The sequence below is a fragment of the Pseudomonas sp. GM74 genome (genome assembly GCF_000282455.1).
GTDB lineage: Bacteria > Pseudomonadota > Gammaproteobacteria > Pseudomonadales > Pseudomonadaceae > Aquipseudomonas.
The window spans coordinates 1-25005 of the sequence record NZ_AKJG01000003.1 but is presented as its reverse complement, the minus strand read 5'-3'; the positions used below and the strand labels follow the sequence as shown (position 1 = coordinate 25005).

Annotated in this window: 25 protein-coding genes; 17 read left to right on the top strand and 8 right to left on the bottom strand. The window is 60.1% G+C overall.

Going from position 1 to position 25005, the window contains the following annotated elements:
* Nucleotides 1-4: 4 nt before the first annotated feature.
* The 5 genes from PMI34_RS26345 (at nucleotide 5) to PMI34_RS26365 (ending at nucleotide 3811) form a co-directional block, all read left to right on the top strand.
* A complete protein-coding gene (locus tag PMI34_RS26345) occupies nucleotides 5-922 on the top strand; it encodes a LysR substrate-binding domain-containing protein (RefSeq protein WP_008045548.1) in 918 nt (305 codons plus the stop codon).
* 332 nt (nucleotides 923-1254) lie between these two features.
* Nucleotides 1255-1746 (top strand): 5-(carboxyamino)imidazole ribonucleotide mutase, encoded by a 492-nt coding sequence (purE, locus tag PMI34_RS26350; RefSeq protein ID WP_007971731.1) that lies wholly within the window; start codon nucleotides 1255-1257, stop codon nucleotides 1744-1746.
* An 11-nt stretch (nucleotides 1747-1757) separates the two neighbouring features.
* Nucleotides 1758-2840, top strand: a complete 1083-nt coding sequence (locus PMI34_RS26355; RefSeq protein ID WP_008045546.1) for a 5-(carboxyamino)imidazole ribonucleotide synthase — start codon at nucleotides 1758-1760, stop codon at nucleotides 2838-2840.
* Between the two features lie 101 nt (nucleotides 2841-2941).
* The gene (locus tag PMI34_RS26360; RefSeq protein WP_007971735.1) at nucleotides 2942-3187 is read left to right on the top strand and encodes a GlsB/YeaQ/YmgE family stress response membrane protein; all 246 of its coding nucleotides are present in this window, start codon (nucleotides 2942-2944) and stop codon (nucleotides 3185-3187) included.
* A gap of 87 nt (nucleotides 3188-3274) precedes the next feature.
* Nucleotides 3275-3811: a DUF3299 domain-containing protein gene (locus tag PMI34_RS26365; RefSeq protein WP_008045545.1), complete on the top strand. Its 537-nt coding sequence runs from the start codon at nucleotides 3275-3277 to the stop codon at nucleotides 3809-3811.
* A gap of 120 nt (nucleotides 3812-3931) precedes the next feature.
* Here PMI34_RS26365 and PMI34_RS26370 read toward each other — a convergent pair whose 3' ends face one another.
* Together PMI34_RS26370 and PMI34_RS26375 are read right to left on the bottom strand one after the other, a co-directional pair.
* Nucleotides 3932-4831 (bottom strand): D-hexose-6-phosphate mutarotase, encoded by a 900-nt coding sequence (locus PMI34_RS26370; protein ID WP_008045542.1) that lies wholly within the window; start codon nucleotides 4829-4831, stop codon nucleotides 3932-3934.
* Nucleotides 4832-4900: 69 nt separating this feature from the next.
* Complete coding sequence (locus tag PMI34_RS26375; RefSeq protein ID WP_007942704.1) at nucleotides 4901-5305, bottom strand: acyl-CoA thioesterase; 405 nt, start codon at nucleotides 5303-5305, stop codon at nucleotides 4901-4903.
* A 363-nt stretch (nucleotides 5306-5668) separates the two neighbouring features.
* Between PMI34_RS26375 and PMI34_RS26380 the strand changes: the two genes are divergently transcribed.
* The 8 genes from PMI34_RS26380 to PMI34_RS26415 all read left to right on the top strand — a co-directional run bounded on the left by PMI34_RS26380 (nucleotide 5669) and on the right by PMI34_RS26415 (nucleotide 16455).
* Entirely contained in the window at nucleotides 5669-6967 is a 1299-nt protein-coding gene (locus PMI34_RS26380) for an MFS transporter (protein ID WP_008045541.1), read from the top strand.
* 255 nt (nucleotides 6968-7222) lie between these two features.
* Nucleotides 7223-8224, top strand: a complete 1002-nt coding sequence (locus PMI34_RS26385; RefSeq protein ID WP_008045533.1) for a phosphate ABC transporter substrate-binding protein PstS — start codon at nucleotides 7223-7225, stop codon at nucleotides 8222-8224.
* Nucleotides 8225-8386: 162 nt separating this feature from the next.
* Nucleotides 8387-10669 (top strand): ABC transporter permease subunit, encoded by a 2283-nt coding sequence (locus PMI34_RS26390; RefSeq protein ID WP_008045531.1) that lies wholly within the window; start codon nucleotides 8387-8389, stop codon nucleotides 10667-10669.
* Nucleotides 10670-10684: 15 nt separating this feature from the next.
* Nucleotides 10685-12355, top strand: a complete 1671-nt coding sequence (gene pstA / locus PMI34_RS26395) for a phosphate ABC transporter permease PstA (RefSeq protein WP_008045529.1) — start codon at nucleotides 10685-10687, stop codon at nucleotides 12353-12355.
* 184 nt (nucleotides 12356-12539) lie between these two features.
* Entirely contained in the window at nucleotides 12540-13373 is an 834-nt protein-coding gene (gene pstB, locus PMI34_RS26400; RefSeq protein WP_007971742.1) for a phosphate ABC transporter ATP-binding protein PstB, read from the top strand.
* Nucleotides 13374-13487: 114 nt separating this feature from the next.
* Nucleotides 13488-14249, top strand: coding sequence for a phosphate signaling complex protein PhoU (gene phoU / locus PMI34_RS26405; protein ID WP_008045526.1), 762 nt, complete (start codon nucleotides 13488-13490; stop codon nucleotides 14247-14249).
* A gap of 168 nt (nucleotides 14250-14417) precedes the next feature.
* A complete protein-coding gene (locus PMI34_RS26410) occupies nucleotides 14418-15320 on the top strand; it encodes a response regulator (protein ID WP_008045523.1) in 903 nt (300 codons plus the stop codon).
* 238 nt (nucleotides 15321-15558) lie between these two features.
* Nucleotides 15559-16455: a peptidoglycan DD-metalloendopeptidase family protein gene (locus tag PMI34_RS26415; RefSeq protein ID WP_008045521.1), complete on the top strand. Its 897-nt coding sequence runs from the start codon at nucleotides 15559-15561 to the stop codon at nucleotides 16453-16455.
* A gap of 114 nt (nucleotides 16456-16569) precedes the next feature.
* Here the strand turns inward: PMI34_RS26415 and PMI34_RS26420 are convergent, their stop codons facing one another.
* From PMI34_RS26420 to phoB, 3 genes are all read right to left on the bottom strand, one after another.
* Complete coding sequence (locus tag PMI34_RS26420) at nucleotides 16570-17910, bottom strand: hemolysin family protein (protein WP_008045515.1); 1341 nt, start codon at nucleotides 17908-17910, stop codon at nucleotides 16570-16572.
* A 124-nt stretch (nucleotides 17911-18034) separates the two neighbouring features.
* Nucleotides 18035-19321, bottom strand: coding sequence for a phosphate regulon sensor histidine kinase PhoR (gene phoR / locus PMI34_RS26425; RefSeq protein ID WP_238538744.1), 1287 nt, complete (start codon nucleotides 19319-19321; stop codon nucleotides 18035-18037).
* An 80-nt stretch (nucleotides 19322-19401) separates the two neighbouring features.
* Nucleotides 19402-20091 (bottom strand): phosphate regulon transcriptional regulator PhoB, encoded by a 690-nt coding sequence (gene phoB, locus PMI34_RS26430; protein WP_003229608.1) that lies wholly within the window; start codon nucleotides 20089-20091, stop codon nucleotides 19402-19404.
* A gap of 154 nt (nucleotides 20092-20245) precedes the next feature.
* Between phoB and PMI34_RS26435 the strand changes: the two genes are divergently transcribed.
* On the top strand, nucleotides 20246-20629 hold the full coding sequence (locus PMI34_RS26435; RefSeq protein WP_008045510.1) for a COG4315 family predicted lipoprotein: 384 nt from the start codon (nucleotides 20246-20248) through the stop codon (nucleotides 20627-20629).
* A gap of 61 nt (nucleotides 20630-20690) precedes the next feature.
* On the opposite strand, the gene ubiA is transcribed toward PMI34_RS26435, so the two are convergent.
* Both ubiA and PMI34_RS26445 read right to left on the bottom strand, forming a co-directional pair.
* Nucleotides 20691-21581 carry a 4-hydroxybenzoate octaprenyltransferase gene (gene ubiA / locus PMI34_RS26440; protein WP_008045508.1) on the bottom strand — a complete coding sequence of 297 codons (891 nt, stop codon included), beginning with the start codon at nucleotides 21579-21581 and terminating at the stop codon, nucleotides 20691-20693.
* Nucleotides 21581-22144: a chorismate--pyruvate lyase family protein gene (locus PMI34_RS26445; protein WP_008045506.1), complete on the bottom strand. Its 564-nt coding sequence runs from the start codon at nucleotides 22142-22144 to the stop codon at nucleotides 21581-21583. The genes ubiA and PMI34_RS26445 overlap by 1 nt, the downstream gene beginning before the upstream one ends.
* Before the next feature lie 199 nt (nucleotides 22145-22343).
* Between PMI34_RS26445 and PMI34_RS26450 the strand changes: the two genes are divergently transcribed.
* The 3 genes from PMI34_RS26450 (at nucleotide 22344) to PMI34_RS26460 (ending at nucleotide 24151) form a co-directional block, all read left to right on the top strand.
* Nucleotides 22344-22514 (top strand): rubredoxin, encoded by a 171-nt coding sequence (locus tag PMI34_RS26450; RefSeq protein ID WP_007995385.1) that lies wholly within the window; start codon nucleotides 22344-22346, stop codon nucleotides 22512-22514.
* A gap of 18 nt (nucleotides 22515-22532) precedes the next feature.
* Nucleotides 22533-23681 carry an NAD(P)/FAD-dependent oxidoreductase gene (locus PMI34_RS26455; protein WP_008045504.1) on the top strand — a complete coding sequence of 383 codons (1149 nt, stop codon included), beginning with the start codon at nucleotides 22533-22535 and terminating at the stop codon, nucleotides 23679-23681.
* A gap of 194 nt (nucleotides 23682-23875) precedes the next feature.
* The gene (locus PMI34_RS26460) at nucleotides 23876-24151 is read left to right on the top strand and encodes an HU family DNA-binding protein (protein WP_003195589.1); all 276 of its coding nucleotides are present in this window, start codon (nucleotides 23876-23878) and stop codon (nucleotides 24149-24151) included.
* Between the two features lie 121 nt (nucleotides 24152-24272).
* Here the strand turns inward: PMI34_RS26460 and PMI34_RS0126965 are convergent, their stop codons facing one another.
* Nucleotides 24273-24890 carry a GAD-like domain-containing protein gene (locus PMI34_RS0126965; protein ID WP_032829308.1) on the bottom strand — a complete coding sequence of 206 codons (618 nt, stop codon included), beginning with the start codon at nucleotides 24888-24890 and terminating at the stop codon, nucleotides 24273-24275.
* Nucleotides 24891-25005 lie beyond the last annotated feature (115 nt).

Genomic DNA, 25005 nt, shown 5'->3' with positions numbered 1-25005 from the left:
CGTGATGAATCTGGAAAGCAAATGGCTGGAGGACTTTAGTGCCCTGGCTGCCACCCGCAGTTTCTCCCAGGCCGCCGAGCGGCGTTTCGTGACGCAGCCAGCGTTCAGCCGACGAATCCGCAGCCTTGAAGCGGCGCTGGGGCTGACCCTGGTCAACCGTTCGCGCACGCCTGTGGAGCTGACGGCGGCAGGGCAATTGTTTCTGGTCACCGCGCGAACCGTGGTCGAACAGCTCGGCGAAGTGCTGCGCCATCTGCATCACCTGGAAGGCGGGCAGGGCGAAGTGATGCAGGTCGCGGCGGCGCATTCCCTGGCGCTGGGTTTCTTTCCGCGCTGGATCGCGCAGTTGCGCAACGAAGGCTTGAACATCGCCACGCGGTTGGTGGCGACCAACGTCGGCGACGCCGTGCATGCTTTGCGCGAAGGCGGCTGCGATCTGATGCTGGCGTTCTACGACCCGGACGCGGCGATGCAGATGGACCCGGAAATCTTCCCGTCGCTGCACCTTGGCCACACCGAAATGCTGCCGGTCTGCGCGGCGGATGCCGACGGCAAACCGCTGTTCGATCTGGAAGGCGAAGGCAGCGTACCGCTACTGGCTTACAGCGCCGGTGCGTTTCTCGGCCGGTCGGTGAACATGCTGCTGCGTCAACGGGCGCTACGCTTCACCACCATCTACGAAACCGCCATGGCCGACAGCCTGAAAAGCATGGCCCTGGAGGGCCTCGGCATTGCCTGGGTGCCGCAGTTGAGCGTGCGTGCCGAGCTGGCGCGCGGTGAACTGGTGGTCTGCGGCGGCCCGCAATGGCACGTGCCGCTGGAAATTCGCCTGTATCGCTGTGCGCTGGTGCGCAAGGCGAATGTGCGGTTGTTGTGGCGCAAGCTGGAAGGTGGAGCGGCACAGGGTACGACCGGTTCCTGAATCCCATGAAACCCCAATGTGGGAGCGGGCTTGCTCGCGAAAGCGGTGGATCAATCAACATCAATGTTGAATGCACCGGCCTCTTCGCGAGCAAGCCCGCTCCCACAGGAAATTCGAGGTGTATTCCATTGACCTTAAAGTCAATAAAATCGGGGCTTTGCGGCAGATGACAGATGGTCGCAACAGGGGCTGTTTATCTGCCTCATTGAGGTATACTGCGCGGCCTTCGGCCGGTTACGACTGGCCATAATTCGTACAATCAAGCCACGCATCCTGCGTGGCTTGTTGTTTTTTGATGCGCCTGCGGGCGCCCAGAGAGAAGAGGCACGACGATGAGTGCACTGGTTGGCGTGATCATGGGCTCCAAGTCCGATTGGTCCACCCTTAGCCACACCGCCGATATGCTGGAAAAGCTCGGCATCCCCTACGAGGTGAAAGTGGTTTCTGCCCACCGCACCCCGGACCTGCTGTTCCAGTACGCTGAAGAAGCCGAGGCGCGTGGCATCGAGGTGATCATCGCCGGTGCCGGTGGCGCTGCCCACTTGCCAGGTATGTGTGCGGCCAAGACCCACCTGCCGGTGCTGGGCGTACCCGTGCAATCCGCAATGCTGTCGGGCGTCGATTCACTGCTTTCCATTGTGCAGATGCCAGCGGGCATTCCGGTTGCCACGCTGGCCATCGGCAAGGCAGGCGCGATCAACGCAGCGCTGCTGTCGGCGAGTATCCTTGGCGCCAAGCACCCGCAGTTCCATGCGGTGCTGAAAACCTTCCGTGCTGAACAGACTGACAGCGTCCTGGAAAATCCAGACCCACGCATCGCCTGAGGTTGTTGACGATGAAGATCGGTGTAATCGGTGGCGGCCAGTTGGGTCGCATGTTGGCGCTGGCGGGCACTCCGCTGGGCATGAACTTCGCTTTTCTGGACCCGGCGCCGGATGCTTGCGCAGCCGCATTGGGCGAACACCTGCGCGCCGATTACGGCGATCAGGATCACCTGCGCCAGCTGGCCGATGAAGTCGATCTGGTGACCTTCGAGTTCGAAAGCGTGCCGGCCGAGACCGTCGCGTTCCTCTCGCAATTCGTCCCGGTCTATCCGAGCGCCGAAGCCCTGCGCATCGCCCGTGATCGCTGGTTCGAGAAGAGCATGTTCAAGGACCTGGGGATTCCTACCCCGGCGTTCGCTGACATCCAGTCCCAGGCTGACCTGGACGCCGCTGTGGCCTCCATCGGCCTGCCGGCGGTGCTCAAGACCCGTACCCTGGGTTACGACGGCAAGGGCCAGAAAGTCCTGCGTACGCCAGAAGATGTGGTTGGCACCTTTGCCGAGCTGGGCAGCGTGGCCTGCCTGCTGGAAGGCTTCGTGCCGTTCACCGGTGAAGTCTCGCTGATCGCAGTGCGTGCCCGCGACGGTGAAACCCGCTTCTATCCGCTGGTACACAACACCCACGAAAGCGGCATTCTCAAGCTGTCCGTGGCCAGCACCGATCACCCCTTGCAAGCCCTGGCCGAAGACTACTCCAGCCGTGTGCTCAGGCAGCTGGATTACGTCGGCGTGATGGCTTTCGAGTTCTTTGAAGTCGACGGTGGCCTCAAGGCCAACGAAATTGCCCCCCGGGTGCACAACTCAGGGCACTGGACCACCGAAGGCGCCGAGTGCAGCCAGTTCGAAAACCACCTGCGGGCCGTTGCCGGTCTGCCGTTGGGTTCGACTGCCAAGGTTGGAGAGAGCGCGATGCTCAACTTCATCGGCAAGGTGCCGGACACCGAGAAGGTCGTGGCCATCGCCGATTGCCATCTGCATCACTACGGCAAGGCCTTCAAGGTAGGCCGCAAGGTCGGTCACGCCAACCTGCGTTGTGCGGATCGCGAAACGCTGACCGCGCAGATCCTCAAGGTCGAAGCGCTCATCGCCGAATAGTTTCATGTGGCAGCGGCGGAACCATTCAGGGACCGCCGTTCTCTCATGGCAGGATGCCAAAGTCTGGCTAGGCTATAGCCAATCAATCAGAGGGAAATGCCATGGGAATTATCGGAACCATCTTTATCGGCTTGATTGTCGGCCTGCTGGCGCGGTTCCTGAAACCGGGCGATGACAGCATGGGCTGGATCATGACCATCCTGCTCGGTATCGGCGGTTCGCTGGCGGCCACTTACGGCGGTCAAGCCCTGGGCATCTATCAGGCTGGCCAAGGCGCAGGCTTCATCGGTGCGCTGGTGGGCGCCGTTGTGTTGCTGGTGATCTACGGACTGGTCAAAAAGAGCTGATCCAGTCGATAAAGCCCTCTCCGCCAAATCGGTCGGGAGGGCTAGAATGCTCGGCGTTTCCTGTTCATCCCTTTACCGAGCACTTTCATGCGCCGTCTTTTGCTGACTCTTGTTTTACTGGGTTCGGGCCTTGCCCATGCCGGTGAATTACCGGAAACCGATTGGCTCGAATTGATGCCCAAGTCGGACCAGAAGGCCCTTGAGGCCATGCCTGAAATCGACCACAACTCCCCTGAAGCCAATGGCACTTTCACCGACAAGGGTGGAATGAAGCAGGCCAAAGGCTTGCCGGCGGTGATGTACTCGACCAAGACCGTTGCGTCGATGAACGACAGGAACATCCGCATTGGCGGTTACCCCGTGCCGCTGGAGTCCGACGCCAAGGGCCGCAGTACGCTGTTCTTCCTGGTGCCGTACCCGGGCGCGTGCATCCACGTGCCACCGCCGCCGCCCAACCAATTGGTGCTGGTGCGCTATCCAAAGGGCCTGAAGCTGAACGATATCTACACGCCGCTGTGGGTCACCGGCACGCTGAAAGTCGAGAAGGTCAGCAATGACCTGGCCGATGCGGCGTATGCGCTGGATGCGCAGACGGTCAGAGTAGTAAAAGAATCAGACTTGTAAGGACAGCACCAAACCAATGTGGGAGCGAGCTTGCTCGCGATGAGGCCATAACATTCAACTTAGAGGTTGCCTGTTACGCCGCCATCGCGAGCAAGCTCGCTCCCACAGTGATTTATGGTGTTAGAGAGATTTGCTACCTACGCTCACGCCCAAGGTGTGACTGGCCCCAGGCACCAGGTTCACCACATCGTCCATCACGTTCGCCGTTTCGATGCACAGCATGCGCTGCCAGCCGTCGTCGGCCATGTCGCTGAACGCGGCGGCGCGGTCGATCCACGGGTTCCAGATCACCGCCGTACGCGATCCGCTGCTGATCAGTTCGATGCGTCGCTCCCAGGCTGGATCGACGATGCTCAACTGCGGCGGAACGTCGAGGTAGATGCGATCGGTCTCGCCGGTAAAACGCAAATCACCGGTCTGGGTCACGGTTTTCCAGTTGTCCAGGGTTTCGATGTAGTTGAGGCCGTCCACGCCTTCAACGTGCACCTCGCGCACATCGCTGACGGCAAAGTAACTGTGCAACGCCTGGCTGATGCTGACGGTTTCAGAACCCCGGTTGTGGCTGGTCAACTGGATGTGCAGTTGCTCGTCGAGGCGAATGCTCAGCGTCAAGTCCACTTGGTGCGGCCAACCGGGAAAGCCGCCGTCGGGGTAGGGCAGAAGGAATTCGACCTTCAGGCTTTCGCCTTCGGCTTCGATGCCGCCCAGTTCCCAATCCATCGCTCGCACGAAGCCGTGAGCCGACGGCGCTTCACCGCTGACACGCATCGCCTGCACGCTTTTCGGGTTGCGGTCGAAGTTGCCGAACCACGGCCAGCACACCGGCACGCCGGCACGGATGCTCTTGCCGGTCTTGAACACGGCCTCGTCGTTGAGCCAGATCAGCGGCGGCTGGCCGGCCAGTTGATAACTGAGGATGTGCGCACCTTGCTGGGCCACCAGTAATTCGGCCTGACCGTGGCGGATGCGCCAGCAGTTCAGTTCATCCAGTTTTACGGCTTCAACATTGGGCGTGCTCATGGGACAGCTCTCGATCAGTAACGTGGACGACTATCGACCGCAAAACGGCTACCAGGTTTAGAAGCTCTTTCAGCGAGCCCGAGGTGGAACCGAGCGGGTGCGGCCGCTGCCGTCGATGGCAACGAACACAAACACCGCTTCGGTTACTTTACGCCACTCGCTGGACAGTGGATCGTCGCTCCAGACCTCGACCATCATCTTGATCGAGCTGCGGCCGATTTCCAGGGCCTGGGTATAAAAGGAGAGCTGAGCGCCTACCGCCACCGGAACCAGGAATGCCATGCGGTCGATTGCAACGGTGGCAACGCGTCCGCCGGCGACCTTGCTGGCCATCGCGGTGCCTGCCAAGTCCATCTGCGCCACCAGCCAGCCGCCGAAAATATCGCCAAAGCCGTTGGTTTCGCGTGGGAGCGCGGTGATTTGCAGGGCCAGGTCGCCTTGCGGGATCGGATCTTCTTGTTCGAGCTCTATCATTCCGGGGGTGCCTCTGACCCGTGACTCTTCGTTGGTATTGCTGGTGGTAGCCGTCTTCGGGAAAAACGATTCAGCACCGAACATACTAGGTTCGTCACGTTTTCCATAAGGCGCCTAAAGGGAAACTCTGCGAAATCGCCTATGAACCTGACAGGCGCTTTCGCACAGCAACCCCTCAAAAACCGGAGCAGGCTTTGAGTATATCGGTCGGTAGACTCCGCGACGACCGTCCGGTTCTCATTTTGACTGTCAAAAACGCACCTCTATGTGCTTTTTCGAACAATTTGCTATCGTGCCGGACCTGCCCAAACCTCAGCCAGCGTTGTTGAGGTTGCAGATCCGACTATAAGAGAAGCCCTTGCCATGACCACAGCGCCCTCGAGCATCGCGCAGCCAGACCAACCCGCACGTCCGCTGACCCGCAACGACTACAAGACTCTGTCGCTGTCTGCCTTGGGCGGCGCGCTGGAGTTCTACGATTTCATCATCTTCGTGTTCTTCGCCACGGTGGTGGGTAAGCTGTTCTTTCCGGCGGACATGCCTGAATGGCTACGCCTGATGCAGACCTTCGGCATCTTCGCCGCTGGCTATCTGGCGCGGCCGCTGGGCGGCATCGTGATGGCGCACTTCGGCGACCTGCTGGGCCGCAAGAAAATGTTCACCCTGAGCATTTTCATGATGGCGGTGCCGACCCTGATCATGGGGTTGCTGCCGACTTATGCGCAGATCGGCATGTGGGCGCCGATCCTGCTGCTGTTGATGCGGGTGATCCAGGGCGCGGCCATTGGCGGTGAAGTGCCGGGGGCGTGGGTCTTCGTTTCCGAACACGTCCCACAACGGCATGTCGGCTACGCCTGCGGCACCCTGACCAGTGGCCTGACGGCGGGCATCCTGCTCGGTTCGCTGGTCGCCACGGCGATCAACAGCCTCTATACCCCGGTGGAGGTAGCGGATTACGCCTGGCGCATTCCGTTCCTGCTGGGTGGCGTGTTCGGTCTGTTCTCGGTGTACCTGCGTCGCTGGTTGCACGAAACCCCGGTGTTCGCCGAGCTGCAACTGCGCAAGGCCTTGGCCGAAGAAGTACCGCTGCGTGCGGTGCTGCGTGACCATCGTGGCGCCATCGCCATTTCGATGCTGCTGACCTGGCTGCTGTCGGCCGCCATCGTGGTGTTGATCCTGATGACACCGACTGTGTTGCAGACGGTCTATCACTTCTCGCCAACCACGTCCCTGCAGGCCAATAGCGTGGCGATCGTGTTCCTGAGTTTTGGTTGCATCATTGCCGGCGCACTGGCCGATCGCTTCGGTGCGGGACGAGTCTTCGTGATCGGCTGTACCGCGCTGCTGGCCAGTTCCTGGAGCTTTTATCACAGCCTGGCCGATCATCCCGACTGGCTGTTCCCGATGTATGCCGTGACCGGTCTGCTGGTCGGCACCATCGGTGCAGTGCCCTATGTAATGGTAAAGGCCTTCCCGCCGGTGGTGCGTTTCAGCGGTCTGTCGTTCTCCTACAACGTCGCCTACGCGATTTTCGGCGGCCTGACGCCGATGATTGTCAGTTTGTTGCTCAAAGAGAGTGCGATGGGGCCTGCTTATTATGTGGCGGTGCTGTGTGGGGTGGGGATTGTGGTAGGTGCCTACCTCTGGAAGAAAGGGCGTTGATCGACCTTTTGTATCGACTGTACTGACGCCTTCGTCGGATCGCCGCCCGGAGCAAGCCCGCTCCCGCATTGGTTCTGTGTTCGCCGCAGATCCCCTGTGGGAGCGGGCTTGCTCGCGAAGAACGATAACGCGGTATTACCTGGAAACACTGAATACTGGCCTTTCATCCAATTGTCATATTTCAGCCATAGAGTGTTCACACGGCCTGCTGATACTTGGCCCCGAATAACACACCCTATCTGCTAGGAGTAAGGCATGAAACTGAAGCGTTTGATGGCGGCAATGACTTTTGTCGCTGCTGGCGTTGCGACTGCCAACGCGGTTGCCGCTGTTGACCCTGCTATCCCGAGCTACACCAAGACCACTGGTGTGTCGGGCAACCTGTCCAGCGTCGGCTCCGATACCCTGGCCAACCTCATGACCCTCTGGGCTGAGAACTACAAAAAAGAATACCCGAACGTAAACATCCAGATTCAGGCCGCTGGCTCCGCCACTGCGCCACCTGCGCTGACTGAAGGCACCTCCAACCTGGGCCCGATGAGCCGCAAGATGAAGGACACCGAACTGGCTGCCTTCGAGCAGAAGTACGGCTACAAGCCAACCGCTATCCCGGTTGCCGTGGACGCCCTGGCTGTATTCGTCCACAAGGACAACCCGATCCAGCACCTGACCATGGAACAGGTCGACGCGATCTTCTCGTCCACTCGTCTGTGCGGCGCCAAGACCGAAGTCAAAACCTGGGGTGACCTGGGCGTAACCGGCGACCTGGCCAACAAGCCGGTTCAACTGTTCGGTCGTAACTCGGTATCCGGCACCTACGGCTACTTCAAGGAAGAAGCTCTGTGCAAGGGCGACTACAAGCCTAACGTGAACGAGCAACCAGGTTCGGCTTCGGTCGTTCAGTCGATCAGCTCCTCGCTGAACGGCATCGGTTACTCGGGCATCGGCTACAAGACCGCTAGCGTGAAGACTGTGGCCCTGGCCAAGAAAGGCAGCCAGGACTTCATCGAAGACACCGAAGAAAACGCCCTGAACGGCAAGTACCCGCTGTCCCGCTTCCTGTACGTGTACGTCAACAAAGCCCCGAACAAGCCTCTGGCCCCGCTGGAAGCCGAGTTCGTGAAACTGGTTCTGTCGAAACAGGGTCAGGAAGTTGTAGTGAAAGACGGTTACATCCCACTGCCGGCCAAGGTTGCTGCAAAAGCACTGGCTGACCTGGGTCTGGCGGAAGGCGGCGCTGAAGTCGCAAAAAAGTAACAAATTGAGTCCGAGGTGAACTCCTCGGACTCACATGGGGGCGGCAGGTGCCGCCCCCATACACCTCTAATTCTCTATCCACTGCTGGTTATCGCTAGCGGCGGATTTGTTGCGTCACTGCATTGTCATCTTTCTGTCATACAGGATCGCTAGGGTGTGCGCATGAATGATCTGGCCAATTCCAACATGACTACTAATCCCCCCAAGCGAATTGATTTCAATACGCCTGAGCTACAACGCAAGCGCCGCATTCGCGCGCTCAAAGATCGCCTGACCCGCTGGTACGTCCTTGTTGGCGGCCTCGCTGTTCTGGGCGCGATCACCTTGATCTTCTTCTTCCTTGCCTACGTCGTCGCGCCCCTGTTCCAGGGTGCCAGCCTGACGTCCAGGGACGCCATCACGCCCGCCTGGATGCAAGACGCCGGCAAGCCGCTGATGATCTCCCTGGAAGAGCAGAACCAGGTTGCGATGCGGATTTCCGACAAGGGCCAGGCATTGTTCTTCGACATCGACAGTGGCGCCGAACTCAAGCGCGTCGATCTGTCGATCCCGGCCGGAACCACCGTGACCTCCATCGGGGAAGACCAGCCGGGTCACCCGCTGGTGGCGGTGGGCCTGTCCAACGGCCAGGCCCTGGTGTTCCGTCATACCTATAAAGTCAGCTACCCGGAAGGCAAGAAGACCATCACCCCGGCCATCGAATACCCGTATGGCGAAGCGCCAATCGCGGTGAACGAAGCCGGTGGCGCGCTGGAGCACGTCAGCCTCAACGCCAACGATTCGACCCTGATGCTGGTCGGCTCCACCGGTTCGCAACTCAATGTTCTGTCGCTGACCAGCGAAGAAAACATGATGACCGGTGAAGTCACCAACGAGCAGAAACGCATCGAACTGCCGCAGATGAACGAGCCGGTGAAGAATATTTTCGTCGACCCGCGTCAGCAGTGGCTTTACGTGGTCAACGGGCGCGCCCAGGCCGACGTGTTCAGCCTGCGCGACAAGAGCCTCAACGGTCGCTACAAACTGCTAGAAGACGGTGAAGCGCAAGTCACGGTCAGCACTCAGCTGGTGGGTGGTATCTCGCTGATCATCGGTGACTCCAAAGGTGGCCTGGCCCAATGGTTCATGGCTCGCGATCCGGATGGCGAACAGCGTCTGAAACAGATCCGCACCTTCCAGATGGGCACCACGCCTATCGTTGAAATCACTGCCGAAGAACGCCGCAAGGGCTTCGTTGCCCTCGACGCTTCCGGCAAGCTCGGCGTGTTCCACAGTACCGCGCACCGTACCTTGCTGGTGGAGCCGGTCGCTGAAGGCCAGGGCATTTTCGGTCTGTCGCCTCGTGCCAACCGCGTGATCGTGGAAGCCGGCGGCAAATTGCACCCGCTGCTGCTCGACAACCCGCACCCGGAAGTCTCGTGGAGCGCACTGTGGAGCAAGGTCTGGTACGAGAACTACGACGAGCCTAAATACGTCTGGCAATCGACCGCCGCCAACACTGACTTCGAACCCAAGCTGAGCCTGTCGCCGCTGACCTTCGGTACCCTGAAAGCCGCGTTCTACGCCATGCTGCTGGCCGCTCCACTGGCCGTTGCCGCTGCGATCTACACCGCGTACTTCATGGCCCCGGGCATGCGCCGCAAGGTCAAGCCGGTGATCGAGTTGATGGAAGCGATGCCGACGGTGATCCTCGGCTTCTTCGCCGGCCTGTTCCTCGCGCCGTATGTGGAAGGGCACTTGCCTGGCATCTTCAGCCTGCTGATGTTGCTGCCGATCGGCATCCTGGTCGCCGGTTTCACCTTCAGCCGCCTGCCTGAGTCGATCCGCCTGAAAGTCCCGGATGGCTGGGAAAGTGCGCTGCTGATTCCGGTGATCCTGTTTGTGGGCTGGTTGTCGCTGTACATGAGCCCGTTCATGGAGAACTGGTTCTTCGGTGGCGACATGCGCATGTGGATCTCCCATGACCTGGGCATCACCTACGACCAGCGCAACGCCCTGGTGGTCGGCCTGGCCATGGGCTTCGCGGTCATCCCGAACATCTACTCGATCGCCGAAGACGCCGTGTTCAGCGTGCCTCGCGGCCTGACCCTGGGCTCCCTGGCCCTCGGTGCCACGCCGTGGCAGACCATGACCCGCGTGGTGATCCTCACCGCGAGCCCGGGCATCTTCTCGGCACTGATGATCGGCATGGGCCGTGCGGTCGGTGAAACCATGATCGTGTTGATGGCCACCGGTAACACTCCGGTCATGGAAATGAACCTGTTCGAAGGCCTGCGCACCCTGGCGGCCAACGTTGCAGTGGAAATGCCCGAATCGGAAGTCGGCGGCAGCCACTACCGCGTGCTGTTCCTCTCGGCGCTGGTGCTGCTGTTGTTCACCTTCGTCATGAACACCCTCGCGGAGCTGATTCGTCAGCGTCTGCGCAAGAAATACTCGTCGCTTTAAGAAAGGTAGAAGTCTGTGAAACAGAACTCCCTGAAAGGATGGTTCAAGAGCGGCGCCCCCGGCGTCTGGATCAGCGGTGGCGCGGTGTCCATCGCGGTCATCATGACCATTGGCCTGCTGGCAGTGATTGCCGTGCGTGGCCTGGGTCACTTCTGGCCGGCGGATCTGATCCACGCCAGCTACGACGTGCCGGGCCAGGGCCAACACCTGGTCATTGGCGAAGTGGTACAGAAAGAAGAAGTACCCCGTGCCCGCCTTAAGAGCGCCGGCCTGCCGGTGCCTGACGAAGGCCCGGAATTCATGACCCGCGAGCTGATCAAGGTCGGCAACCGTGACCTGAACGGCAACGACTTCACCTGGATCGTCGGCGAGTGGCTGACCAAGCAGACGACGCCGCCGGAGCTGATGGCGATCGAGCGGCGTGAGTGGGGCAACTTCTACGGTTACCTGGTCAACGTCAAACAGGACGGCAAGGTTGTCGCTGAAGGCGAAGCCGCATGGCCTGAGTTGCAGGCCCGTGTCGACCGCGTCAACAAGCTGGCCGCACAGCTCAAGAACCTGGAAAAAACCGACATCGGCGCGATCAACGCCGGTCTCGAGCGCGTCCGCTTGCACGGTCGCAAGCTGGAGCTGGATGGCAAGCTCGACGCCACCGCACAAGCGGACATGGAATCGGAGCGCGCCGAACTCAATGCCCGCTACCAGGATGTGGAGGCGCGCCTGAACGATCTGCATGCGCAGTTCAACCGCGACAGCCTGACCGCCCGCGATGCGAACGGTAAGGAAATCGAAATCGGCATCGGCAAAGTGGTTCACGCCTACCAGCCGAACGCCATGAGCACGACCACCAAGATCGGTTTCTACTTCAGCAAGGTCTGGGAGTTCCTGAGCGACGATCCGCGTGAAGCGAACACCGAAGGCGGGATCTTCCCGGCCATCTTCGGCACCGTGATGATGACCCTGATCATGGCGATGATCGTGACCCCGTTCGGCGTGCTGGCGGCGGTGTACCTGCGTGAATACGCCAAGCAGAACGCGCTGACCCGGGTGATCCGCATCGCGGTGAACAACCTGGCGGGCGTTCCGGCCATCGTATATGGCGTGTTCGGCCTGGGCTTCTTCGTCTATGTGCTGGGTGGCTCGCTCGACCGTCTGTTCTTCCCGGAAGCACTGCCGGCACCGACCTTCGGTACGCCGGGTCTGCTCTGGGCTTCGCTGACCCTGGCGCTGCTGGCGGTGCCGGTGGTGATCGTGGCCACCGAAGAAGGCCTGGCGCGGATTCCTCGCACCGTGCGTGAAGGCTCGTTGGCCCTCGGCGCGACCAAGGCTGAAACCTTGTGGAAGATCGTGCTGCCGATGGCCAGCCCGGCGATGATGACCGGCATGATCCTCGCCGTGGCTCGCGCCGCGGGTGAAGTGGCGCCGCTGATGCTGGTGGGTGTGGTGAAACTGGCGCCGTCGCTGCCGGTGGACGGTAACTACCCGTACCTGCACCTGGACCAGAAGATCATGCACCTGGGCTTCCACATCTATGACGTCGGCTTCCAGAGCCCGAACGTCGAAGCCGCGCGACCGCTGGTGTACGCCACGGCGCTGCTGCTGGTGCTGGTGATCGCGACATTGAACCTGTCGGCGGTGTACATCCGTAACCACCTGCGCGAGAAGTACAAGGCGCTGGATAGTTAATACGAATCCTGTGGGAGCTGGCTTGCCAGCGATGGCATGACTGCGGTGTTACCGATAAACCGCATCGTCTGCATCGCTGGCAAGCCAGCTCCCACAGGGGCCTCAGCCAGACATGAATTTTGAGTAACCCGCTGGCTGGACCAGCGGTTAAACGAACCGAATTTGTTAGCACAGGGAGCCTCCCATGCAGCACGAAGCACATACCCACGGCATCAACATGTCGGCATTGGGTCGCGACAAACAGAGCCTGAATCTCGAACAGGAAACCGTAGCCATCGAAGTGCCGGGCCTGAGCCTGTTCTACGGCGAAAAACAAGCGCTGTACGACGTCAGCATGAACATCCCGAAACAGCGCGTGACCGCCTTCATCGGCCCGTCCGGCTGTGGCAAGTCGACGCTGCTGCGTACCTTCAACCGCATGAACGACCTGGTTGACGGCTGCCGCGTTGAAGGTGAGATCAACCTGTACGGCAACAACATCTACCGCAAGGGCGAAGACGTGGCCGAGCTGCGTCGTCGCGTCGGCATGGTGTTCCAGAAGCCCAACCCGTTCCCGAAAACCATCTACGAAAACGTGGTCTACGGCCTGCGCATCCAGGGCATCAACAAGAAGCGCGTGCTCGATGAAGCCGTTGAGTGGGCGTTGAAAGGCGCGGCACTGTGGGACGAGGTCAAGGACCGTCTGCACGAGTCGGCACTGGGCCTGTCCGGTGGTCAGCAGCAGCGTCTGGTGATCGCCCGCACCATCGCCGTAGAGCCGGAAGTGCTGCTGCTCGACGAACCGTGCTCGGCACTCGACCCGATTTCCACGCTGAAAGTCGAAGAGCTGATCTACGAACTGAAATCCAAGTTCACCATCGTGATCGTGACCCACAACATGCAACAGGCGGCGCGGGTGTCCGACTACACAGCGTTCATGTACATGGGCAAGCTGGTCGAGTTTGGCGACACCGATACCCTGTTCACCAATCCGGCGAAGAAGCAGACCGAAGACTACATCACGGGCCGGTACGGCTAGCCGTACAGCCGCAAGCGTCAAGCTACAAGCGGCAAGTAGAAGCGATCCGAGTAACGACACAAATCAGCTTGCAGCTCGTAGCTTGCAGCTCACAGCTTTTGCGGAGCAGACAACATGATTTCTAAGGAAGGCCTTACACACCACATCTCCCAGCAGTTCAACGCCGAACTGGAGGAAGTGCGCAGCCACCTCCTGGCCATGGGCGGGCTGGTGGAAAAGCAAGTCAACGACGCGGTGACCGCGCTGATCGAGGCCGATTCCGGCCTGGCCCAGCAGGTGCGCGAGATCGACGACCAGATCAACCAGATGGAACGCAACATCGACGAGGAATGCCTGCGCATTCTGGCCCGTCGTCAGCCGGCGGCTTCCGACCTGCGCCTGATCATCAGCATTTCCAAGTCGGTGATCGACCTGGAACGCATCGGTGACGAAGCGACCAAGATCGCCCGTCGCGCCATCCAGCTGTGCGAAGAAGGCGAAGCGCCGCGTGGTTACGTGGAAGTGCGCCACATCGGCGACCAGGTGCGCAACATGGTCCGCGATGCACTGGACGCCTTCGCCCGTTTCGACGCCGAACTGGCCTTGTCGGTGGCGCAGTACGACAAGATCATCGACCGCGAATACAAGACCGCCCTGCGTGAGCTGGCCACCTACATGATGGAAGATCCGCGTTCCATTTCGCGGGTGCTGAGCATTATCTGGGTACTGCGTTCGCTGGAGCGTATCGGCGACCACGCGCGCAATATCTCGGAGCTGGTGATCTACCTGGTACGCGGCACCGACGTGCGGCACCTGGGTCTCAAGCGCATGAAGGAAGAAGTCGAAGGAACAACCGGCGAAAGCGCTAATGTTCCGGGCAAAACTGACGATAAGTAAGGTTGCCCAAGTAAAGCGCCCGGCCTTTTGGCCGGGCGTTTTTGTTTGCGCTTCACGAATTCGAAAAGCAGCACCCCGCGAACGAAAAGTCCGGCGTGACTGAAGGTTTTTGGCAAAGTGCCATCAGCAAAGCGGTATGCTGGCCGGGATTTTTTAAAGGGGTTTTGGATGAGTAAGGTCAGTGTGTTGGTCGTGGACGACGCGTCGTTCATTCGTGACCTGGTGAAGAAGTGCCTGCGCAATTATTTCCCGGGCATGCGGATCGAAGATGCAATCAACGGCAGAAAGGCCCAGGCCATGCTGGCCAAGGAAGCCTTCGACCTGGTCCTGTGCGACTGGGAAATGCCGGAAATGTCCGGCCTGGAACTGCTGACCTGGTGCCGCGAGCAAGACAACCTCAAAACCATGCCTTTCGTGATGGTGACCAGCCGTGGCGACAAGGAGAACGTCGTCCAGGCGATCCAGGCCGGGGTATCCGGTTACGTCAGCAAGCCATTCACCAACGAACAATTGATCACCAAGGTCAAGCAGGCGCTGCACAAGGTCGGCAAACTCGATGCCTTGATCAACGTGGCCGCGACCAAGACCAGCCCTGCATTCGCCAACGACTCCCTGGCCGCCTTGACCGCTGGCAAGGCCCCCGTCACCACGCCAACAGCCCCGCCCGCACCGTCCAAAGGCTTGCTCAGCAGCCCGCCGGTCAAGGCGCCTGCGGCCTCTTCGGCACCCACCAGTGGCCGTGGCCAGGGTCAACTGCGTTTGCCCAACGGCATCGCGCAATGTGTGATCAAGGCCTTGAGCCTCAAGGAAGCCCTGTTGGTGGTCAAGCGCACCGAGACCTTGCCGCAGATCCTCGACAGCGCCGTGCTGGACCTGGAGCAGGGCGACAATGCCGAAATCGCCCGCCTCAACGGCTATCTGCATGCCGTCGTGGCCCACGAACCGAAGCCCGACAGCGACTGGCTGCAACTGACCTTCCGCTTTGTCGACCAGGATGCGCAGAAGCTCGATTACATCTCGCGCCTGATTGCGCGGGGTACGGCGCAGAAGCACTTCATTCCTGGCGCTTGATACAGCGTTATCTGCTGGTCCGTCTTCGCGAGCAAGTCGAGTCGTCGCACCGCCGCTCCCACATTAGAAATGCATTCCAATGTGGGGGCGGCGGTGCGACGATTCGACTTGCTCGCGAAGGGGTCATCACTGTTACCGCACATCTGCTGAACACCTTTACTGAAACATCTGCCGACTACCCGGGTCCATAGCAGCTGCTAGGCTCAATCCCAGATCTCACTCGACAGAATCCTTACTCATGTTCACGCGCCTGCTGCTTTTATGTGGCCTGTTCATGGTCGCCACCTCGACCGTGGCCATGACCATCTACAAATCCAAAGATGCCTATGGCGTGGTTTCCTATAGCGACCGCCCCAGCAAAGGCGCCCATGTGTTCGTTTTTCGCGATGGCATGGTCGAGCACCTCGAGCGTCAGGTGCGCCTCGTCATCATGAAGAAGAACGGCGTGCACAGCGTGTACGTGCGCAATGACCTGTATGCGCCGGTAGAAGTCGAATTGAGTTTTGCCGGGGTGAAGAACGCCAGCGGTGTGCCGGGTGGGACGATTCGGCGCGTGATACCGCTTCGCAGCAGCGTTCGCCTGGCGCAGTTCAAGGCGGCTAAAGGTGGAAGGCCACTCGCGTACGTCCCGAAGTTCAAATACTCCCTGGGCGATCCCTCAGGGCCTACGGTGGGCTATCGGTATCCGTTGCCCTGGCGTGGCGGACCGTTCCGGATCAGTCAGGGTGCCAACGGCCCCTACAGTCACTTCGGGCCCAAGAGCCGTTACGCCATAGACATCGCGATGCCTGAGGGTACGCCGATCATTGCCGCGCGAGGCGGGGTGGTGGTGAAAACCGAGAACAGGCAAAGCGGGCGCGGTACCGACGCATCCGGCAATTTCGTGCGGGTGCTGCACGATGACGGGACCATGGGTGTTTACCTGCACCTGAAGAAAGGCTCGGTCAGCGTTCGGGAAGGTCAGCGGGTACAGGTGGGCAGCGCCTTGGCGTTGTCAGGCAACACCGGCAACAGTACCGGGCCGCATTTGCACTTCGTGGTGCAGCGCAATACCGGGCTGGGGCTGGTATCGATTCCATACCAGTTCAACCAGCCGGTCAGCGCGCTGCCCAACTTTGCGTTGGGCAAGCAGTGATGCGTTGTCTGGTCTGACGCCATCGCGAGCAAGCTCGCTTCCACAGTTGAAATGCATTCCAGTGTGGGAGCGAGCTTGCTCGCGATGGTATCGACTCGAATCCGGATATCTCGATCAGTCCAGCATCAACACCTTGGCCAGGACAATCTTCGGCCCTTTCATCTTCTTGATGATGATCCGCAGGCCTTCGACTTCCAGTACTTCTTCCTCTTCCGGAACACGCTTGAGGCTCTCGTAGACCAGCCCGGCGAGGGTTTCGGCTTCGACATGGTCCAGGTCGATGCCCAGCAGTCGTTCAACCTTGAACAGCGGCGTATCGCCCCGCACCAGCAGCTTGCCCGGCTGATACGCGAGGATCCCGCGTTCGGCCTTGCGGTGTTCGTCCTGGATATCGCCCACCAGCACTTCCAGCACGTCTTCCATGGTCAGGTAGCCGATGATGTTGCCGTCGGCCTCTTCGACCACTGCGAAGTGCGAGCCGCCCTTGCGGAACTGCTCCAGCAACTGCGACAGCGGCATGTGCCGCGACACGCGCTCCAGCGGGCGGGTCAGTTCGGCCAGGTTGAACGACTCGGGAATGTGGTCCAGCGCCGCCAGTTCCAGCAGTAGATCCTTGATGTGCAGCAGGCCGACGAACTCCTGGCGTTCGCTGTCATAAACCGGGTAGCGGCTGAACTTGTGGCGACGGAACATCGCCAGGATCTGCTTGAGCGGCGCGTTGAACTCCAGGGTCACCAGGTCTTCGCGGGAGTTGGCCCAGTCGACCACTTCCAGTTCACCCATTTCCACCGCCGAGGCCAGCACGCGCATGCCTTGGTCGCTCGGGTCCTGGCCACGACTGGAATGCAGGATCAGTTTCAGTTCTTCACGGCTGTAATGGTGTTCGTGATGCGGGCCGGGCTCACCTTGCCCTGCAATGCGCAGGATGGTGTTGGCGCTGGCGTTGAGCAGGTAGATGGCCGGGTACATGGCCCAGTAGAACAGGTACAGCGGCACGGCGGTCCACAGCGACAGCAACTCGGGTTTGCGGATCGCCCAGGATTTCGGGGCCAGCTCGCCGACCACGATGTGCAGGTACGAAATGATGAAGAAGGCGGTGAAGAACGAAATCGCCTTGACCACTTCGGCGGAATCGACGCCCACGGCACTCAGCACGGGGGCCAGGAGGTGCGCGAACGCAGGTTCACCGACCCAGCCCAGGCCCAGGGAGGCGAGGGTGATGCCCAATTGGCAGGCCGACAGGTAGGCATCGAGCTGACTGTGCACGGTGCGCAGGATGTGCCCGCGCCAGCCGTTTTTGTCAGCGATGGCCTCGACCCGGGTCGAGCGCAATTTGACCATGGCAAATTCCGCCGCAACGAAAAATCCGTTGAGCAAAACCAGGATCAGAGCAAAAAGAATCATGCCGAAGTCGGCGAAAATTGTAGCGAGGGTCAAGCCAGGGGAAGGGTCCATGATGGAGTTTTGCGGGTTCCGTTTATTCGAGAGGGAAGTAAAAAACCGCGCCTGAAAGGCAGGCGCAAGTCAGCCAATGTAGCGGCTGACTTGGCGGTTGCCTAGTGGCGCGTGCTGACCGGTATCAGTCAGCGGTGCTGATAACCCGTGATTTGGTGACCTGGGCCGGGGCAAAGTGGCAGGTAAAGGTGCTGCCGTGGCCCGGTACACTGCTGATTTCCATTCGTGCCCGATGTCGTAACAGGACGTGTTTGACGATCGCCAGCCCGAGGCCGGTGCCCCCGGTGTTGGAGTTGCGGCTGGAGTCGACGCGGTAGAAGCGTTCGGTCAGGCGCGGCAGGTGTTTGTTATCGATGCCGATCCCGGAATCCTGCACGCTCAAGTGCGCCCCCTGGTCATCGCCCCACCAGCGAATGCGAATGTTGCCTTCGGCCGGGGTGTATTTCACCGCGTTGAACACCAGGTTGGAAAACGCGCTGCGCAACTCCGCTTCGCTGCCCTTGAGCAGAATCGTCGGGTCTGCTTCCAGGGTAATTTTCTGGTTTTTCTGGCCGGACAACTGCTGCGCGTCGCTCTTGATCGATTGCAGCAAGCCGTCGATCGGCACCGGCTGGTTGTCCGACGGATAATCGGTGGCTTCCAGCTTGGCCAGCAACAGCAGGTCGTTGAGCAGGGTCTGCATGCGTCCGCCTTGTTGCTGCATCTGCTGCAGGGCACGGCCCCAGCGCGGGTTCACCTCGTCAACGTTGTCGAGCAAGGTTTCCAGGTAACCGCAGATCACCGTCAACGGTGTGCGCAGTTCATGGGAAACGTTGGCGATGAAGTCTTTGCGCATTTGCTCAAGCTGATGGATGCGCGTCACATCGCGCACCAGCATCAAGTGTTCGTTGTTGCCGTAACGGGTGATGTACAGCTGGATGCGCACACGGTCGTTGGTGGGCGAGGGGATTTCCAGTGGCTCGGCGTAGCTGTCTTGCTCGAAGTATTCCTTGAAGCGCGGGTGGCGCACCAGGTTGGTCACCGGTTGGCCGCTGTCCTGTGGTGTCTTGAGACCCAGCAGGGTTTCGGCGGCGCGGTTCCACCATTCCAGGTTGCCGTCGGTGTCGAGCATGATCACCGCGTCTTTCAGCGCGGCAGTGGATTCCTGAACCCGGTCGATCACCGCCTGCAAACGCCCGCGTACCCGTTGGTCGCGGCGTTGCAGGTGGTAGATGCTGTCGAACACCTCGCCCCACAGGCCGTAGCCGTCGGGTGGCGCTTCATCGGGTTTGTGCAGGCGTAGCCACTCGTGCAGACGCAGCAATTGCTTGAGGGTCCAGGCCAGGTAAAGACCCAGGCCTGCGGCGAGGCTCCAGCCGTAATAGCCGGTGATCAGGCCGATCACCAGGCAGGCGGTGACCAGCAGCAGCATGTGGCGAATCAGGGTGCCATGCCAGTTTTGGTTCACTTGACGCGCGTCCTTGTCAGCTTGTCGGGCGGTGAAGGTCCGGGTCAGGCTTTGGTAGAAAAGCGGTAACCGGTGCCGCGCACGGTTTGTACCAGATTTTCGTAAGCATCGCCGAGGGCTTTGCGCAGGCGTCTAATGTGCACGTCAACGGTACGCTCTTCGACGTAGACGTTGCCGCCCCAGACCTGATCCAGCAACTGGCCACGAGTGTAGGCGCGCTCCTGGTGGGTCATGAAGAATTGCAGCAGGCGGTATTCGGTCGGGCCCATCTCGGCGGGACGGCCGTCGATGGTCACGCGGTGGCTGATCGGGTCCAGCAGCAGGCCGCCGACTTCGATCGGTGCTTCGCCATCGGTGGGACCGGCACGGCGCAGCACGGCCTTCAGGCGCGCTACTAGCTCACGGGGGGAAAACGGCTTGGTGATGTAGTCGTCGGCGCCGACTTCCAGACCCTGGATCTTGTTGTCCTCTTCACCCTTGGCGGTGAGCATGATGATCGGGATGTCTCCGGTCAGTTCATCACGCTTGAGACGACGGGCCAGTTCGATGCCGGAAGTGCCGGGCAGCATCCAGTCGAGCAGGATCAGGTCCGGTTTGCGGTCGACGATAATGGCGTGGGCCTGCTGGGAGTTTTCAGCCTCCAGGCAGTCATAGCCGGCCATTTCCAACGCAACGGCGATCATTTCGCGAATAGGCGCTTCGTCGTCGACGATCAGAATGCTCCTGCCAACCATGCCCTTAATCCTCTTGTCATTTAACTGTCTTGCGCCGCATTAGATAACGGAATTATTGCAGTCGTGTGACAGTATTTTAGTCGGTCGGCGATTGGCTGGATCCTGGGCTAAGCTTTAAGTCCGAATCCTGACAACCACAAAAGGAAGGTTTCATATGACTCTACACTCGCAATCCCTCAAGGCCCTGCTGCTGGCCGCTGCCCTGGTATTGCCTTCGATGGCCTTCGCCGCCGAACCGGGCATGATGAAAGACGGCATGATGACTGACCACAAAGGGATGACCCTATACACCTTCGACAAGGACTCGGGCGGCAAGTCGATGTGTAACGGCGACTGCGCCAAATACTGGCCGCCAATGATGGCGCCGGCGGGTGCCAAGACCGAAGGTAAATGGACAGTCGTCAAGCGTGACGATGGCTCGATGCAATGGGCCTATGACGGCAAGCCGCTGTACTACTACGAGGACGACAAAAAACCCGGAGACATGACGGGAGACAAGAAAAAAGACGTCTGGCATGTCGTTCGCGAGCATATGTAACAACGCAAAAAGATCGCAGCCTTTGGGTATGAGCTGCCCAGGGCTGCGATCTTTTCAACGCTCAACGCAACGCGTAGTCCAGCACAATCCCGACGAAAATCGCCAAACCCGCCCAGTGATTGTGCAAAAACGCCTTGAAGCAACGCATGCGGTCCTTGTTGCGGGTGTACCAGAACTCCCACGCAAAGCAGCTCGCCGCCACCAGTAATCCGAGGTGGAACCAGCCGCCAAGGTCGAACTTCGAACCCGCCAGCAGCAGGCAGCCCAACGCCAGCCCTTGCAAGGTCAGGATGATCGCCCGGTCCGCGTCGCCGAACAGGATTGCCGTGGATTTCACGCCGATCTTCAGGTCGTCATCTCGGTCGGTCATCGCGTAGTACGTGTCGTAACCCACTGTCCAAATCAGGTTGGCGATCCACAGCAACCACGCGACGGCGGGCAATTCACCGGTTTCTGCGGTGAACGCCATCGGCATCCCCCACGAAAATGCGGCGCCCAGCACCACTTGCGGGTAATAGGTGTAGCGCTTCATGAACGGGTAACTGAACGCCAGCGCCAGGCCGCCCAACGACAGCCAGATGGTCGCGGCATTGGTGCACAGCACCAGCAGGAAACTCACGCCCATCAGCAATGCGAAGAACACCAGCGCCTCTTTGGAACTGATCTTGCCGCTCACAAGCGGCCGCTGCTCGGTACGCTTCACATGACCATCGACCTTGCGGTCCGCCCAGTCATTGATCACGCAGCCGCCGGCGCGGGTCAGCACTACGCCGAGGACGAAAATTACGATATTGGCCAGGGACGGCGAACCCTTGCCGGCAATCCATAGTGCCCACAGTGTTGGCCACAGCAGCAGGTAAATGCCGATCGGCTTGTCCATACGGGTCAGCTGAATGAAGTCCCAGGCCCGGGGGTTCAACCGGTTCAAGGACTTGAGCAGGCTTTGGTACATCAACGGTTCTCCGATTGGGCGCAGGCGGCGTCCCACAGGGAAGGCAGGAAAATTTCGGCCACCAGCACGCTCAGCGCGCCGCGATCGAAGCGCGAACGGCGGCCCCACAGCCCAGGCGATTGCACCTCGGTGGGCAGCCACGCTTGCGGATAATGGCAAACCTCGATGGCCCGGCGCTGGAAAGCCTGATCGCAAAACAGCAATTCGCCCAGCGAGCGGCTACCCAGTTCGTCCATGTGCAGGCCGTCGCCTTGCAAGGCACTGCGTGACGCCACGCTGCGCGCAAACACCCACGCCTGGCCATGACCGCGCAAATACACCTCGCGCACCCAGCCCTCACTGCCTTCGGCCAGGTCCAGCGCTGCGCACTCGTCGGCGCGCAGGGGCTGCCAGCCTTCGAACATCGGCGAGACGCTGAAGGCGTCATTCGACAGATGAATCAAACGTCTGGTCAGCGAGCCTTCATCGAACAGCCAGTCGAGGGTGGAGGCATCGGGGAGGGGCGCCAGTTCGCTGCGCGAGAGCCAGAGCGGAGCTGGAGAGGGGGATTCTGTGTGTTGCACAATGAGTCATTATTGGCAGCAAATGAGGCGGCGAGCTTAACATGTCAGCCACCGATATCGATTGAATTGGCCTGCCGTTGCGCCGAACAGGCTTGCATCCGGCGGCCCCGATCAGTACAAAACGCGCTGAGTCGGACGGCAGTGCTACAACCATCGACCGTCCGGCCGGCGAAACGCCTGAACCCTGAGGAAGTACCTGATGAAAAAGTGGCAATGTATCGTCTGCGGCCTGATCTACAACGAAGCCGACGGTTGGCCGGATGACGGCATTGCGCCGGGCACCCGTTGGGAAGACGTCCCGGCAGACTGGCTGTGCCCGGACTGCGGTGTGGGCAAGATGGATTTTGAAATGATCGAAATCGCTGCCTGAATAATTGAGGAGTAAGGAATGAACGCACCAGTCGTCATCATTGGCACCGGCCTGGCGGGCTACAACGTGGCCCGCGAGTTTCGCAAACTCGATAGCGAAACCCCGCTGCTGCTGATTACCGCCGATGACGGGCGCTCCTACTCCAAGCCGATGCTCTCCACCGGCTTCGGCAAAAACAAGGATGCCGACGGCCTGAGCATGGCCGAACCCGGCGCCATGGCTGAACAGCTCAAGGCTGAAATACGCACCCACACGCGCATCAGTGGTATCGACCCGGGCCACAAGCGCCTGTGGATCGGTGAAGAAGCGGTGATCTACCGCGACCTGATCCTGGCCTGGGGCGCCGAAACCGTGCGCGTGCCCATTGAAGGCGACGCGGCGGACTGCGTATTCCCGATCAACGACCTGGAAGATTACGCACGCTTCCGTGCAGCGGCGGCCGGCAAGCGCCGCGTGCTGCTGCTCGGCGCCGGTCTGATCGGCTGCGAGTTCGCTAACGACCTGACCCTGGGTGGCTACGAAGTGCAACTGGTTGCGCCGTGTGAACAAGTCATGCCGACCCTGCTGCACCCGGCGGCCGCGGCTGCGGTGCAGGCTGGCCTGGAAAGCCTCGGCGCACGTTTCCACCTCGGCCCGGTGCTCAATCGCCTGCAACGCGTGGCGGACGGCCTGGAAGCACACCTGTCCGATGGCCAGGTGATCCCGTGCGACGTGGTGGTCTCGGCCATTGGCCTGCGCCCACGCGTCGACCTGGCGGCAGCGGCCGGTTTGCAGGTCAACCGCGGCATCATGGTCGACCGGCACCTGAAGACCTCCCATGCCAACATCTACGCCCTGGGCGATTGTGCCGAGGTCGATGGGCTGAATCTGCTGTACGTGATGCCCTTGATGAGCTGTGCGCGAGCGCTGGCGCAAACCCTGGCCGGCAACCCGACCGCCGTCACCTATGGCCCGATGCCGATCACCGTCAAAACACCGGTGTGCCCGCTGGTGGTGTCCCCGCCGCCACGGGGTGCAGAAGGCATCTGGACCGTCGAAGGGCAGGGCGCCGACATCAAGGTTTTATGCCGCGATGCCGCAGGCAAACTGCTCGGTTATGCCCTCACCGGTGCCGCCGTGATGGAAAAACTGGCCCTGAACAAAGAGCTTCCAGCCCTGTTGGCATAAATACCGGTCGTTCTGTCGGAATCACCCCCCTTTTGCCCTAACAATGGCCGCGCCGATACTGGCGCGGGGCCTCACTGCGTGCCATCCTCACTCCCGTCTGCCGCAGAGTAGAGCATCTGCGGCGCTTTTGGCGCTGCTCCGCAGAGAGCAGCACGGACATAACAACAACAAACCGTCAAAGGGGCTTCACTCACATGCGTAAACCAGACCTCGCCGCAGCCATTGCTGAAAAAGCAGACCTCACCAAAGAACAAGCCAACCGCGTTCTCAACGCCGTTCTTGAAGAAATCACCGGTGCCCTGCACCGCAAAGACAGCGTGACGCTGGTGGGCTTCGGCACCTTCCTGCAACGCCATCGCGGTGCCCGCACCGGCAAAAACCCGCAAACCGGTGAACCCGTCAAAATCAAGGCCAGCAACACCGTTGCGTTCAAGCCAGGCAAGTCGTTGAAAGACAGCGTCAATCCGTAAGCCGTTTTCGCCTCTCGCGTAGCGGGGGGTGGAATAAAAAATGGGCACGCCAACCAGGGTTGGGTGCCCATTTTTTGTGGGGTTAACAGAGCTTGTTGAAATCCGTCCCCTGAAATCTGGCTTACAGGTCTGAAAAACTGTAGGGCTGAAGCTCGGTGATCTGAGACAGCAGGATCAGATGCTCCACCGCCTTCACCTTCTCTAGATGATCGAGGGTGTCGGGGCCGCCGAACATCAGTGCTGGAACAAAGCCGTACATCTCGTCGTGACGCAGGGTGCCGAGCTTTTTCTTCGCGGGTTTGAACAGATCGCCATAATCGTTGGAGTCCACGTCCGTGGATAAAAGAAAGCCTTGCAACTCCCTATCCATCTCTTCGATCGTAATTTCAAAATCATCAAAAACACATCGAGAAAGAACACTGGTTATTTTAAGAGAGGCACCCGTTTTTTCGCCCCACAGATACAAGTCACCGAAGGCGCTACGAGCAATCAGGTGGTAAGCATCACGTTCTTCATATTTCGTTCCTTCAAGCCAAGACGCTACTACCCCATCGTATTCCTGGGGGTTCACTATCCAAAAAATGCCGTCACCGTATCCGCACCAGCCGTGTTCGGCCCAGTACTCCAATAACTGATTAGGCAGCTTGCCTCTATAGCGCTCGATACTTGACGCTGGGACTTCTTGCCGATCAACAGGTCCACCAAATTTCTCTAAAAAACGGGCAAATATTTTGTCCACGCGAAACCTTCTTCTTTTTAAGCATCAGCTCACTGATCGGTAATTTCATTGAGATCTACTCCCTGATACCAGCCTTAAAGGTCTGAAAAACTATAGGGCTGAAGCTCGGTGATCT